At 42.8% G+C, this 14,402-nt stretch carries 10 protein-coding genes and 1 tRNA gene; 2 read left to right on the forward strand and 9 right to left on the reverse strand.

All coding sequences use genetic code 11. The annotated features are described in order from the left end of the window. Nucleotides 1-60: 60 nt before the first annotated feature. From clpB to PGR74_RS10060, 4 genes are all read right to left on the reverse strand, one after another. A complete protein-coding gene (gene clpB / locus PGR74_RS10045) occupies nt 61-2,652 on the reverse strand; it encodes an ATP-dependent chaperone ClpB (RefSeq protein WP_270517058.1) in 2,592 nt (863 codons plus the stop codon). A gap of 242 nt (nt 2,653-2,894) precedes the next feature. Further along, nucleotides 2,895-3,953, reverse strand: coding sequence for an S-methyl-5-thioribose-1-phosphate isomerase (gene mtnA / locus PGR74_RS10050; protein ID WP_270517059.1), 1,059 nt, complete (start codon nt 3,951-3,953; stop codon nt 2,895-2,897). After that, the gene (locus tag PGR74_RS10055; protein WP_270517062.1) at nt 3,950-4,618 is read right to left on the reverse strand and encodes a class II aldolase/adducin family protein; all 669 of its coding nucleotides are present in this window, start codon (nt 4,616-4,618) and stop codon (nt 3,950-3,952) included. The genes mtnA and PGR74_RS10055 overlap by 4 nt, the downstream gene beginning before the upstream one ends. A 100-nt stretch (nt 4,619-4,718) precedes the next feature. Then, a tRNA-Leu gene (locus tag PGR74_RS10060) sits at nt 4,719-4,803 on the reverse strand. A gap of 192 nt (nt 4,804-4,995) precedes the next feature. On the opposite strand from PGR74_RS10060, the gene PGR74_RS10065 reads away from it, so the two are divergent. After that, complete coding sequence (locus tag PGR74_RS10065; RefSeq protein WP_270517063.1) at nt 4,996-7,404, forward strand: TonB-dependent receptor; 2,409 nt, start codon at nt 4,996-4,998, stop codon at nt 7,402-7,404. Nucleotides 7,405-7,417: 13 nt separating this feature from the next. After that, nucleotides 7,418-8,044 carry an HAD family hydrolase gene (locus PGR74_RS10070; RefSeq protein WP_270517065.1) on the forward strand — a complete coding sequence of 209 codons (627 nt, stop codon included), beginning with the start codon at nt 7,418-7,420 and terminating at the stop codon, nt 8,042-8,044. On the opposite strand, the gene PGR74_RS10075 is transcribed toward PGR74_RS10070, so the two are convergent. From PGR74_RS10075 to PGR74_RS10095, 5 genes are all read right to left on the reverse strand, one after another. Continuing rightward, the gene (locus PGR74_RS10075; protein ID WP_041503018.1) at nt 8,041-9,381 is read right to left on the reverse strand and encodes an MATE family efflux transporter; all 1,341 of its coding nucleotides are present in this window, start codon (nt 9,379-9,381) and stop codon (nt 8,041-8,043) included. The two genes, PGR74_RS10070 and PGR74_RS10075, sit on opposite strands and share 4 nt — an antisense overlap. A gap of 65 nt (nt 9,382-9,446) precedes the next feature. Then, nucleotides 9,447-10,376, reverse strand: coding sequence for an ABC transporter ATP-binding protein (locus tag PGR74_RS10080; protein WP_041503019.1), 930 nt, complete (start codon nt 10,374-10,376; stop codon nt 9,447-9,449). Between the two features lie 225 nt (nt 10,377-10,601). Next, complete coding sequence (locus tag PGR74_RS10085; RefSeq protein ID WP_041503020.1) at nt 10,602-12,185, reverse strand: PKD-like family lipoprotein; 1,584 nt, start codon at nt 12,183-12,185, stop codon at nt 10,602-10,604. Between the two features lie 23 nt (nt 12,186-12,208). Beyond that, nucleotides 12,209-12,907 (reverse strand): DUF4843 domain-containing protein, encoded by a 699-nt coding sequence (locus tag PGR74_RS10090; RefSeq protein WP_041503021.1) that lies wholly within the window; start codon nt 12,905-12,907, stop codon nt 12,209-12,211. A gap of 15 nt (nt 12,908-12,922) precedes the next feature. After that, nucleotides 12,923-14,401, reverse strand: coding sequence for a RagB/SusD family nutrient uptake outer membrane protein (locus tag PGR74_RS10095; RefSeq protein WP_041503022.1), 1,479 nt, complete (start codon nt 14,399-14,401; stop codon nt 12,923-12,925). Nucleotide 14,402 lies beyond the last annotated feature (1 nt).

Consider the following 14,402-nt stretch of genomic DNA (forward strand, 5'->3'; position numbering starts at 1 on the left):
TGAAACAAAAAGCCGGTCGAAATTTTACTTTCGACCGGCTTTTTGTTTCAACGCCATTTTTTATTTATTTTTAAAAATCAAGTGATCGTTCTCAACATCCACAACGATATGGCTATCTTTGGAAACCTGTTCGGCCAATATCTGTTTGGAAAGGTCATTTAACAAGTTTCGTTGGATAATTCGTTTAACGGGACGCGCCCCGAACTGCGGATCATAACCCGCTTCCGCGATCCACTCGACCGCTTTACCCGTTACGTCCAAAATAATTCCATTGTTAGCAAGCATTTTATTGACACCATTAACCTGCAATCGAACGATATCCACAATCTCGGATTTTTGTAAAGGAGTAAACATAATCACCTCATCGATACGATTCAGAAATTCCGGACGAATCGTTTTCTTCAACAATTCATATACCTCGTCATTGGTCTTTTCCAATACCTCATCCCGGTTATTATCGTTTAAGTCCTTTAGCTTCTCCTGGATAATATGAGCACCGATATTAGAAGTCATGATGATAATGGTATTTTTAAAATCCACCACCCGGCCTTTATTATCCGTCAACCGACCGTCATCCAATACTTGCAAAAGGATATTGAATACATCCGGGTGCGCTTTCTCTATCTCATCCAACAAAACAACAGAGTAGGGTTTCCGGCGTACGGCTTCGGTCAATTGACCGCCTTCATCGTATCCCACGTATCCGGGAGGTGCCCCGATCAAACGAGAGACAGAATGACGCTCCTGGTATTCGGACATATCGATGCGGGTCATCAAAGACTCGTCGTCAAACAGGAACTCGGCCAACGCTTTGGCCAACTCCGTCTTACCGACTCCGGTCGTTCCCAAAAAGATAAACGAACCAATCGGTCGTTTGGCATCCTGCAATCCGGCCCGATTACGACGCACGGCATCCGCCAAAGCGGCAATAGCCACGTCCTGACCGACTACCCGTTTATGCAACTCTTCCTCCAAATGCAATAATTTCTGACGTTCGCTTTGCATCATCCGGCTTACCGGTATTCCGGTCCATTTAGACACGACCGAAGCTATATCATCCTCCGTAACCTCTTCCCGAATCAAAGAATCTCCATGCTTCATATCGGCCAGCTTCGCCTTAATCTCCTCAATCCGCTGTTCCGCAGATTTTATTTTACCGTAACGCAATTCGGCCACCTTTCCGTAATCTCCCTCCCGCTCCGCACGGGAAGCTTCAAATTTATACTGTTCGATGGCATCTTTATTTTTTTGAATCTCATCGATCAAAGACCGTTCAGACTCCCATTGAGCCCGCAATTTCGTACGCTCCTGATTCAAATCGGCTAATTCTTTTTGGATCTCATCCAACTTCTTGCTTTTTCCATCCCGTTTGATCGCCTCTTTCTCTATCTCAAGCTGTTTGATCTTACGATCCAGTTCATCGATCTCTTCAGGAACGGAATTCATCTCCAACCGTAATTTTGCGGCAGCTTCATCCACCAAGTCAATTGCCTTATCCGGCAAGAAACGATCGGATATATACCGGTGCGACAACTCAACGGCAGCAATAATGGCATCGTCCGTAATCCGCACTTTATGATGGTTTTCATATCGCTCCTTCAATCCCCGCATGATACTGATAGCACTCATGACATCGGGTTCATCGATCATCACTTTCTGAAATCGACGTTCCAAAGCCTTATCTTGTTCAAAATATTTCTGATACTCGTTCAAAGTCGTCGCTCCGATAGCCCTTAAATCTCCCCGCGCCAACGCCGGCTTTAAAATATTGGCCGCATCCATCGCCCCTTCCGACTTCCCGGCCCCCACCAACGTGTGGATCTCATCGATAAAGAGAATGATATCCCCTTCCGACGCCAAAACCTCATTCACCACGGCCTTTAGCCTCTCTTCGAACTCTCCTTTATATTTAGCGCCGGCAACCAAAGCTCCCATATCCAAGGAATAGATGCTCTTGGATGCCAAATTCGAAGGGACATCCCCGTTAACGATACGCTGAGCCAACCCTTCGGCTATAGCCGTCTTACCGACCCCCGGTTCCCCGATCAAAATCGGGTTGTTTTTCGTTCTCCGGGATAAGATTTGCAATACCCGACGAATCTCATCGTCCCGCCCGATCACCGGATCCAGCTTACCGTCGCGAGCCCGCTCGTTCAGATTAATGGCATATCGCCCCAATGCATCGTAATTGTCTTCGGCCGACTGCGAATTCACTTTCGAACCCTTCCTCAACTCCTCGATAGCAGCTTTGACTTCCTTCTCTGTCATTCCGCTATCTTTCAATAATTGCGAAACTTGATCCCGGATGGATAACAAGCCCAATATAATGTGTTCCAGAGAGACATACTGGTCACCCATCTCCCCCGCAATCTTCGTTGCTTTTTCCAGCACCTTATTGGTATCTTCGGAAAGATAAGGCGATCCTCCGGAAACTTTCGGATAGGAATCAATCATCCGATCCAAAGCCGAAACCACGTTCCGTCCGTTAACACCCAATTTGTTAAAAATAAAATTAGTGATATTTTCACCTTTAGCAATAATACCTTTCAACAGATGCCCCGTCTCGATGGCCTGTTGCCCTTTTTCCTGCGCAATCTGCACGGCTTCCTGCACGGCTTCCTGCGACTTAATTGTATAATTATTCATGTTCATAGTCTCATGCTCCTTTCGTGTTTAAGGGAATACAAAGGGTATACCGAATCTATAAACTAAAAGTTTCACATTTCCTTCTACAAAAAGACGCACAAGATAAAACCATGACTATCAATACATAGAAAATTTTTCCCGCCTCTATGCCGAAACCGAATAGTTCAAAACGCCCACGCAAATAAGACATTTTGTCACAATTAAGGAAAAATAAATGCCAAAATGTCTTATGTACTGTTAAAAGTCTTCTATTCCAGCCATTTTCGGAAAGAATCGGTAAAAGGAGGATATGCAATCCCTTTTTCCGTAATAACGGCCGTTATCAGATTACGAGGAGTAACATCAAAAGCAGGATTATATACTTTTACCTTATCCGGTGCCATTCGATGAACATACCACCTCTCGGTAACTTCTTCAGGAGGACGCTCTTCTATATGGATTTGCTCACCCGTCGAACAAGCCAAATCGATCGTAGAAGTCGGTCCCAACACGTAAAAAGGAATCCCGTAATGTTTTGCCAAAACAGCGACTCCAGAAGTTCCTATCTTATTCGCCGCATCTCCATTGGCGGCCACCCGGTCACATCCGACCAAAACGGCTTGAACCCACCCTTTTTGCATTACAATCGACGCCATATTATCGCATATCAAAGTGACATCCACTCCTGCTCTCTTTAGTTCGAAAGCCGTTAGCCTGGCCCCTTGCAACAACGGACGAGTTTCATCCGCAAACACCTTAAAATCATATCCGTTCTCTTGCCCCAAATAGATCGGAGCCAATGCAGTTCCATATTCGGAAACTGCCAAATGACCGGCATTACAATGAGTCAGCAGACCCATTCCGGGAGATAATAACGATAACCCCCACTCCCCTATCCGCCGACAGGCTGCTGCATCCTCGGAACGAATGGCCTCCGCCTCCCGCCGCATAGCATCTTTCATCCCCCGTACGCCATCGGGTTCATGCACCCGGATACAATTTTCCATCCTATCTAAAGCCATAAACAGATTTACGGCCGTCGGACGAGAAGTTGCCAAGTGGCTCTTTATCCGGTCAAACTCTTTATGAAAACCCTGCACATCCTCTTCCCGGTAGTTCTGCATACACACCGAAATCCCGCAAGCGGCAGCCACCCCGATCGCCGGAGCCCCTCTCACCCTCAACGAGTATATCGCTTCCCATATCTCTTCCGGAGTTTTCAACGTCAGGTATATTTCCTTGTTCGGAAGTTGCGTTTGATCGATAACGATCAATGCCCCTTGTTCATAATCCGCCCGAACAGTCACTATATCGAAAATCGTATTCATTGCTCAAATTTTTCCCGCAAACGTTTCAAATCTTCCCTCTCTTCCTCCGAAAAGGGGATTAAAATATCCTTACGGCATTCCGCCAAATGTACTACCTGACAATAAGCTTCGAGGTTTTCCAACTTCCAATAGGCCTCTTCCGCACTTTTTCCCCAGGTAATAGCACCGTGTCCTTGCATTATAATTGCGTTACGCCCCAAAGCCAAAGCGCCAACCGCCTCTTCTATCTCCTTCGACCCCGGTCTCGCGTACGACGCCAATCCTAACTCTCCCAAAAATATCTCCGCTTCCGAAACCACCCCCTCCTTCGGCAGATGTCCGCACAAAGCAAAAGAGGTCGTATAAGGCGGATGGGCATGTACACAAGCCCATGCATTCGGATTCCGGCGCATAACAGCAAGATGGGTTTTTATTTCACTCGTGCTCGGTCGTTCTCCCGCGAGCTGTCGTCCCTGCATATCCACCATACACATATCTTCCGGTTTCATAAATCCCTTAGAGATATAAGTAGGAGTGCATAACACCATACTCTCGTTCAGGCGTACGCTGATATTACCTCCATTTCCATCCACGTAATTTCGTTGCCACATCCTCTTCCCGATATCACATATCTCCTCCTTCAGGCGTTCTGTCGCTTCCTCGTAAAAAATCTTATTATAATCCATATTATCTTTATTGAAAACCCTCCCTACAAAATTAGACAATTCGCATGGAAACGCCACCATTTTACGAAAAGAAAAAGCCTCCGATTTCTCGGAGGCTTTGTACCCAGGGCGGGAATCGAACCCGCACGTCTTTAAGGGACACTGGATTTTGAGTCCAGCGCGTCTACCAATTCCGCCACCTGGGCAAGAACTCGGGTGCAAAAGTAGTGCTTTTCTTCAAATTTCCAAACAAAATGATTCTTTTTTATAGATATTCTTTACATTTTCGTCTGAAATCCCATAAAGAATTCAGTTTACAACACGATTAAGGTCCATGAATGGAGGTAAACGGGATATTTTTAGTTATATTTGTGAATTCCGAACTCAAATAAACCGTTATGAAAATCCGACGAATACTTCTTTTTCTTTTTTTTAATCTTTTCCTTTTTTCCTCTTTTGCACAGGAAAAAGGGGTAGTAAAAGGACGAGTAGTCGATCGTAAAAATAATGAACCCATTCCTTTTGCCAATGTAATCATCTGGAAAACGACTATCGGAGTTACTACCGACACCAATGGTTATTTCCGAATCGAAAAAATCCCACTCGGTTTTAATCGACTCGAAGTAAGCAGTTTAGGCTACAAAACGATCCTGTCTGAAGAGTTTATGGTAAATACGGCTTCGGAAAAAACCATTAATATTGAACTGGAAGAGAGTAGCTTCGCTTTAGATCAGGTGACCATAAAAGCCGATCCCTTTCGTAAAACCAGCAACAGTCCCATATCTCTGCAACGGATCGGGATTGCCGAAATCGAGAAAAATCCGGGAGGTAACCGGGATATTTCCAAGGTATTGCAATCGATGCCGGGAGTCCTTTCTTCTCCCGCATTCCGAAACGATTTCATTGTCAGAGGAGGAGGTCCAAGTGAAAATCGTTTTTACTTGGATAATGTGGAAATACCTAATCTAAATCATTTCGCCACCCAAGGTTCCTCCGGGGGAGTAGTAAGTATCATTAACGTGGATTTTGTCAAGGAAGTCGATTTTTATGCCGGAGCTTTCCCGGCATCGAGGGGTAATTTGATGAGTTCTTTATTGGAGTTCAAACAAATAGCGGGAAATCCGGATAAATTAAAATTCAGGGGCACTTTAGGAGCAACCGATTTCGGTCTCTCCATCGACGGACCTCTAACTCCCAAAACGACATTCATTGCCTCGGCCCGCCGGAGCTATCTTAAAATGTTGTTCAATATCATCGGACTGCCATTTTTACCCGTATACAATGACTTCCAGTTCAAAACAGAAACAACAATCGACGGCAAGGACAAACTGACCGTTATCGGTATAGGAGCTTACGATGTAAATCATTTGAATAAAGGGATGAAGCACCCTGACGACAATCAAAAATATTTACTCCGTTATTTACCGGAAAGTAAACAATGGAGTTATACCATAGGCATCACTTACAGGCATTACGGCAAACATTGGAACAACCTCTTCGTGCTGAGCAGAAGTACCCTACAAAATGAAATCGAAAAGTATACAGACAATAACCAAAACCGTCCGAAATCAACGGACTATAGTTCGGGTGAAACCGAAAACAAATTTCGTTTCGAACATCAACGGTTGCTAAAAGCCAGCATCCAACTCAATTTAGGTACGGGTATCGAGCATGCGGCCTACAAGAATAAAACCGTCAAAACATTATTCACGCAAGGAGATATTTCCTCCATTCATTACAATCACGATTTCCATTTTTTTAAATGGTCCTTTTTCGGACAAGCAAGTAAAATATTCGGAGATGAAAAGTTAACCCTCTCTTTGGGCATTCGGGCAGACGGGAACAATTACTCTTCCGATATGCAAAATCCTTTCAAGCAACTCTCCCCCCGTTTCTCTTTATCCTACGGATTAACACCATTCTGGTACATCAATTTCAACGTGGGACGCTATTACCAGTTACCCTCCTACACAACCATGGGATACGCGAATGCGGAAGGCCTCCTCGTGAATAAAGACAATCATTTAAAATACATTTCAACCGATCATTACGTTGCCGGTATCGAATTCCGTATAGGAGACCTTACCCGGATAACCCTCGAAAGTTTCTATAAAAAATACGATCATTATCCTGTCTCTTTGTTGGACAGTATCGTCTTGGCCAATAAAGGTACGGATTATGTCGCCGTGGGAGACGAACCGGTAAAATCTTCAGGAGAAGGCCGGGCATACGGAATCGAATTCATGTTACGAACCCAGAAACTTTTCGGACTCACGGCTTCTGTTGCCTATACATATTATTACTCGGAATTTAAAAAAATGGATAAAAATTTTCGACCGACATCTGTTTATATTCCGAGTAGCTGGGACAATCGACACATTTTCTCGTTAACAGCGATACGGAAATTCGGGAATTGGGATATCGGGATGAAGTGGCGTTACGCGAACGGGGCTCCTTCCACCCCTTACGATGCAAAGACCAGTTCTTTAATCGTCGCATGGGACGCCAAACATCAACCCTATTACGACTATTCTCGTTTCAACAGCGGACGGGCCTCGGCCTTCCACCAATTGGACATACGGGTCGATCGAAGTTTTTATTTCCATCGTTGGTCTTTGATCTTATACGCTGATATTCAAAATATCTATAACCATAAAACCAAAAGTCCGGATTTATTAGTTCCAGCAGAGAACCCGGATGGTAGTTACATCGTAGATAAAAACAATCCGGACCATTATATCATGAGATATATTAAAAACGATACAGGTACACTACTTCCATCCATTGGAATTATTATTGATTTTTAAACACAAGAACCATATGATAAAGAACATTATTTTCGACTTAGGCGGAGTTGTCGTAGAATGGAATCCCAAACTCATCCTCCAAACCTTTCCCGGTAATCCGGATCTCATTCGATACATTCACGCGAACGGCTTTTTCTCCAACTATTGGTCGGCATACGACAAAGGCATCCTGACCAGAGAACAGGTTATAGAGAAAATCGCACCTTTAACAGGCTGTTCCGTGGAAGATTGTAATGAATTTATAGAATTCGTGAAAGTTTCATTAGTCAATATACCGGAAACGGAAAAGCTGATTCAAGAATTATCCCAACGGGATTATAAATTATTTTGCCTCTCTAATATGTCCGAAGATTTTTATGAATACCTGAAGCCAAGAAAAGTTTTCAGTTATTTCGAAGGAAAAATCATCTCCGCCATCGAAAAGATGGTCAAACCGGATCGAGAAATATACGAATTGCTTCTGAATCGTTATCATTTGAAAGCAGAAGAATCCTTATTTATTGACGATTTGCCAGCCAATATTCAGGCAGCTCAAAAGATGGGGATACATACCGTACATTTCACGGATAAAGAGAAAGCATACCAAGAGATTAAAGACAGACTGAAGACTTCCAAAAGACGTATCGTCGAATCCGTTTAGCGATTCCGCAAAACATAGTAATAACGGAAACACAACATCACTCCGGTAAGGGTCAGTCCTACAGGATACCCGATCCATATTCCCTCAATACCCCAATTCAACACAAAACCAAGTATGTAGGAAACCGGCAGGGCAATCACAAAATAACCGACAAACGAAATGACAGCCATGGAGGTGACATCCGCGATTCCCCGTAAAGAATTTGCATACGTGATCTGTAAACAATCCCCGAATTGATAAAAAACCATAATCACCATTAATACGGCGACCAAATGTACCACCTCTCCCGAAGTCGTAAAAATATACCCGATATATCCTCTACTAAAGAAAAAAAAGCATGCCACAGCGGCAGCCAATACAAAGATCAGATGAAAACCTGCCATAGTCGCTTGCCTCACGTTAACAATATCTCCTCTCCCGTAAAAATTACTTACCCTCACGGAGATAGCAGCTCCGACGCCGTAATAAACCATAAACCCTAAGGTCGAAACGGCGACGACGACCTGATGAGCAGCCAACGCAATCGTCCCCAGCCATCCGATCATAACCCCGCTCACGCTAAACAGAGCCGTTTCCATACCCATTTGCAATCCGACCATCATGCCCATTTTATTAAGTACTCCTACATCTCCCCTATTATAACTTGTTCGTTTATACCCCACCAAGTAGCGACGATAGCCGCTTCTACGATAAAACAACATGACAAAAGCAACAAACATAAGCACGCGGGAAGTCAACGTTGAAATTCCGGCTCCCGTCAATCCTAATGCCGGAGCTCCAAACTTCCCATAGATAAAAATATAATTCCCGATAATATTCAACAGGTTTGCCGACAACATAATACACATAGGAGTAATCGTATCCGTTATTCCGTCAGCAAATTGCTTAAAACTATTGAACATCATAACAAAAACCAAAGAAGCTAACTGCAAGAGAAAATAGGGACGAATAATCGGTAACAACTCTTCAGGTTGTCCCATCCTATCCACATAAAGATAAAGTGTCCACATGATCACAGACAACAAAATCCCTATACATAGATTAGCCAACAAACTGTTTCTTAACAATCCTCCTACCCGGAATTTGTCACCCCGACCGTAATATTGCCCGACCAGGGGCGTTAACCCGTAAGAAAAACCTAAACCGAATAAAATCGGAATATTGAAAACACTATTGACAAACGAAGCTGCCGCCAAATCCGCTGTACCGTAACGTCCGACCATAATATTATCGGCCAACCCCACCAACACGATGCCCAATTGTCCCAAAACAATAGGAACACCCAGACGTATCGTATCTACATAATGTCTTCTATACTGCTGAAAATAAGTTACCATTCCCTCTGTTTATTTGACGAGCAAAGATAAACAGAAAGAATGGTAAGCAAAATATCGTTCTATATTTATTTGAATAACTCTCCGGCAAGTTCTTTTTCCGCCTGCATATCCATTTTGTCCTTCAAGACGAAGTCCATGTAATAAACGTAAGCGTGCTCCAAGTTCGGTTCAATAGCTTTACAAGTGAAACTTTCATCAATCTTCTCTGCCACGACCTGAATCTCCATGCCGCCTTCCGTCGGGATCGTGGATACAACCGGATATTTCTCTTTTACCTCCTCGTATTCCGTTTCCGTGACAAACAATTCCCATACTTTTCCTCTGGCTTGGGAAATCATTTCATCGGGAGAACCTTTAAATTTCAATTCTCCCCTGTTCAACAAGGCCAAATTCTTACAAGTACTTGAAATATCGCCTACAATATGAGTCGATAATAAGATAATCGCATCTTTATCACTAATATCGGATAAAATATTCCGGAAACGGATACGCTCCTCCGGGTCCAAACCGGTTGTCGGCTCATCGACGATGATTACTTTCGGATTACCGATAATAGCCTGCGCAATTCCCAATCTTCGTTTCATACCACCGGACAAACGATTAGCCCAACGATCGCGAACTTCGAATAATCCTACCTTACGCAACATTTCATCTACAAGCTCTTTCCGTTGCTTCTTTTCGATTCCGGCTAAACCCGCACCGTAATCTAAAAACTCCCAAGTCTTTAATTTCTCGAAAAAACGAAAATCCTGCGGTAAATATCCTAATAAAGAACGGATGGCTTTCCGGTCTTTTGCGATATCGTAATCATCAAAAAATATCGTCCCCGATGTCGGTTCCTGCAAAAGCGTCATAATCCTCATCAAAGTAGTCTTTCCTGCCCCATTCGGTCCTAACAATCCAAACATTCCCGACTCAATCTCCAGATTCAGGTCATTCAAGGCTTTTTTTCCTCCGGGATAAACTTTATCCAAATGCTCAATTTTAATTTTCATGATCTTAGGTTTAAAAGTTAATACACGACACGGTCTACTAACAAATTTGCTTCTAAAATTAAGACATTTATTTTAGTTGTATGTGTTTTTGTTTATTATTATCCTCTATTTAACATATTTTATGTTATATAGTCTCTATCCTGTTACCTGTTTCGATTTCACAAGGCACAAAAAAGAGCCGTCGTTTCGACGGCTCTTGACATACTTTGCACGTTAATACAAACGTTACTGCCAGAACGTAAATTCCGAAGTATGTTTGTAGATCACATCAACAATTCCGTCTCCAAACCCTGAGCACCGGTACAGAACTTCTGGTTTATTATAGTATAATGCAGCATCGGTCATGTGATAAAAATAGAACTCCCCGTTCGAAAGCCCGACACCTAAACCGGGATACCCGGACCACATAGAATAGGTATATCCCTCATTCGGACAAAGAGCGGTTACGGATTTCCCGTTAAAATTATCATGTACGAACGTCTCGCCATCCACCATACGGTAACAACACAAGAGATCATTATTCGCTCCCCCGCTAAAGAATAAATACTCTCCTGTCTTATACAAAAAGAATTTGCTGTTCGGCGTGATGTATTCACCCCCGGAAAAATCTTTTTGCAAGTATGCTTCTTCAATAGTCACACCTCCACTTGATCTTGCCGGAACCCCAAATTGTTGAATCTTATATTTCCCGGAAGGATCTTTCAATATCATCACGTATTTACTGCTTCCGCCGTCCCATTCGTAGTCGCCATAAGCGGCGACATAGGTCAACTCCATATCTCCTAAATTATCCAAAGGAGTATAATTCTCTGCCGGCCAGCCATCTTCACAGAACAAAACCACCATAGCAGCCAAATTAGAACCGAAACAAGCCGAATAAATCAAACGGCGATTGGTTTCGTCATGTAATAAAAAGTTATTGGTATTCGTGTAAATCGGTTGAATTAACCGTTCGATTTTACCTCCTTTAACTCCGTTATCCACGTCTATATACATAGGTACATTCACGTAAGCATTAGAATGGAAACCTTCATTAGACAACATCTCCCGGTTATACAATTTTCCATCCGCATTCAACAGAACATTAATGGATGGGTGATAGCAAACATCAACAGGTGCAAGATTAGCAGGAGGATTTTCATTCACAAACTCTTGTTTTGTAGCAATCACCCTTTCAACGGTCGTCCCGTCCACCTCTACGCATCCGTCTCCGCCCTTTTGGATTACTAAAAACTCACTCTTATTCATCCCTGCAATATGTTGAATTACCTTCTGTGGCCCCGTCCCTAAATCAGTTCCGTTCACATCCTTATAAACATGATAATAGATTTTATAATCCTTAAAATCTTTCGGATCTCCGAATTCCATAAATCCTTGTACCTTTACAAAACCCAACCTTGACGTTTCTCCCTCTTTGTACAAAACCACAAAACAATCCTGATAAGGAGAAACACCACTCAACAATAACGTACCGACATATTGAACCCCCGTACGGGTATCCGTTGCCTCCAATCTAAAACGATATTCACGAATTTGTAAAGGAGTGAATTCCAATATCTTTTTATTGGAAACAGAGTCCTTCCCATCATACCATATATACGTAAAATAAACCGAATCGGCAGGAACTTCATATTCGACCTTAGGATCGTAGGTGACAGGCTCCCCCACTATCGCCTGCAACGAAGCCATAGTTCCTTTATTAATAGTCAATCCCGGCAATTCAATATATTTGTAATTTCCTTCATCATCGATACAGGACCAAAAACCCAAAAGTCCAGCTATCAAAATCAATATATATCTTGTCTTCATTGTCATTCTATATTTAATGATTCTTAATTCCCTAATACCGGTACACTCGATAACATCAACGAGTTATCTTCATCATAACACGGGTCTCCAATTTCCGACAAACGAATCAACTCGTTTTTAAACTCGAGGGCCAATGCCCGTCTCTCATCGTAATTGTAATCCGTCAGGTCTCCGACTTTCGTCACTTCCATAAACTTTCTGAATTTTGTCACGGTATAGGGACCTAAAAATATTTTTTCAACCTGACCACCTTCCGGCCACCATGTGGGACGAGTTACTTCATCACTAAACCATATGATTTTCCGTGTATAAATCGTCTGTCCAGGCATTAAATCTCCCCCGGATTGAATCTCAACGACGAGTCTGACTTTCCGGGTTAAATCCACTTTTTTCAACGTCAGATAAAGCGTATCTTCCGTTTGGTTCGGCTTAAAATATATCTCTTCGGGAAGTCCGTATTGACTCGGTTTGGCCGTTGTCTCATCCTCGACCACCTTTATCACAAATTTCGTTTTTTCCTTCAGAGGATCACCCACTAACTTTACTGCTAACGGTATCTGCAAATCATTCGCCCAAGAATAGAAGAAAAAAGAGTATTCGAGGGAATCGGTCCAAATATCTGTAAACTGCACGTAATGCTCAGGACCATACATTGGAATCTCCTCTTTACTGCAAGAGATCAGTAAAGATATTCCTATCAAAAGAGAAAATAATCTTCCCATAACGATTTCATTTTATTAGTAAATATTTTCATTTTCAGGGACAGGCAACACAAACTTGGATTTGTCCATTTGAATGATCTGTGTTCCGCTAACGATCGGTCGGTTCAAACGTTTAAACAAGAAAAAAGCTTGTCCTTCCGCCAAATACTCTTTCTTCCCCTCCCAAATCAATTCGTCCGTATAATTATCGGCAGAAATCTCCCGCAATGCTCCCCGTTTCGCCCGGACTTTATTCATATAAGCCACTCCTTCTGCCTTTGTAGCCTCTTTAGCCACAAGACATTCACTCAAGATATAATAAATTTCACTCAAACGCAACACGGGAATTAAAGGTTCTTGAGCATGAACCAACTGCTCGTCGGTATCCAAATCCAACCATTTTTTAGTTACTACATTACTTGATCCCGGAATCGGTTGACGTTGATAAGCACGATAATCCAACCCGTCATTCCGGCCCGTAAACATGGCATCCCAATCTTTTACGTACATACCGGCTTTTGTCGAGGTTTTAAAGTCCGCAATTTTTTCCAACAAATGATCGTCATAAAGAGCGAAAATAATATCGTTCCAGTATTTCACGTAGAATTTTTTATCAACGGTAGAAACAAAATTCTTTTCCGTGAAATCAATCCTATCTTCTCCTCCCTCATCCGACACGTAACGTGTTAAAATACCCCGGCAATACTTCTCGGCATTCGTCAGATCTCCCGCGTACATATATGCCCGCGCCAAGAGTCCCTGAATCGCCATATAGTTCATCCGCCCACCTCTCAGGGTAAAGAAACGCCCGCCTTCAGCGGCATCGGAAACCTGTAAACGAGCTTCCGGACTTGCCATATACCACTTATTATAAACCGTATCATAACTTGCCACTAAATCTTTTGCCGTCAAAAAATCCTGTATCACCAATTCCATAATCTGGGATACGGTCTTTTTGCCTTCAAATTTAGAAGGGTATACATTAAAATAAGGAATATAACTGCCGCCATCACCCGTAACGGGTGCCGGAGCGAACAAACGTAACAGATCGAAATGAATAAAGGCCCGTAAAGCGAAAGCTTCGCCCATAATCAAATTCTTTTCAGCATCGCCCAATTCAAAGAAAGACCCCTTTTTACCCTCTATCTCGCTGATCAGTTTATTGCAATTGGCTATCGCCTTATAAGACTTCGACCAAATCGTAGAAATAATCTCTTTATTCCCCGCTAATCCGTACTGGTATTTTACCAAACCGGAATAAGCTTGTTCTATATCATTATCGTCATATGTTTGAGCTAAAACACTCAAGAATCCCCAGGACAGTTCCCGTCCGTAAAGCTCTTGAGAAGAGAGCATTTCATAAACTCCGTTCAAGGCGTTTCTAAAACCCTCGCCATTTTTGAAGAGCTCCTCGTCCGTCACCTGATTTTTAGGCGAAACATCCAACCATTTATCACATGAAGAGAGTGATACAAGCAGCAGGATGATTATAAATATATTTCTATCTATTTTCATA

Source organism: Sanguibacteroides sp. AM78-02pH3A (assembly GCF_027666085.1).
GTDB lineage: Bacteria > Bacteroidota > Bacteroidia > Bacteroidales > Marinifilaceae > Gabonibacter > Gabonibacter massiliensis.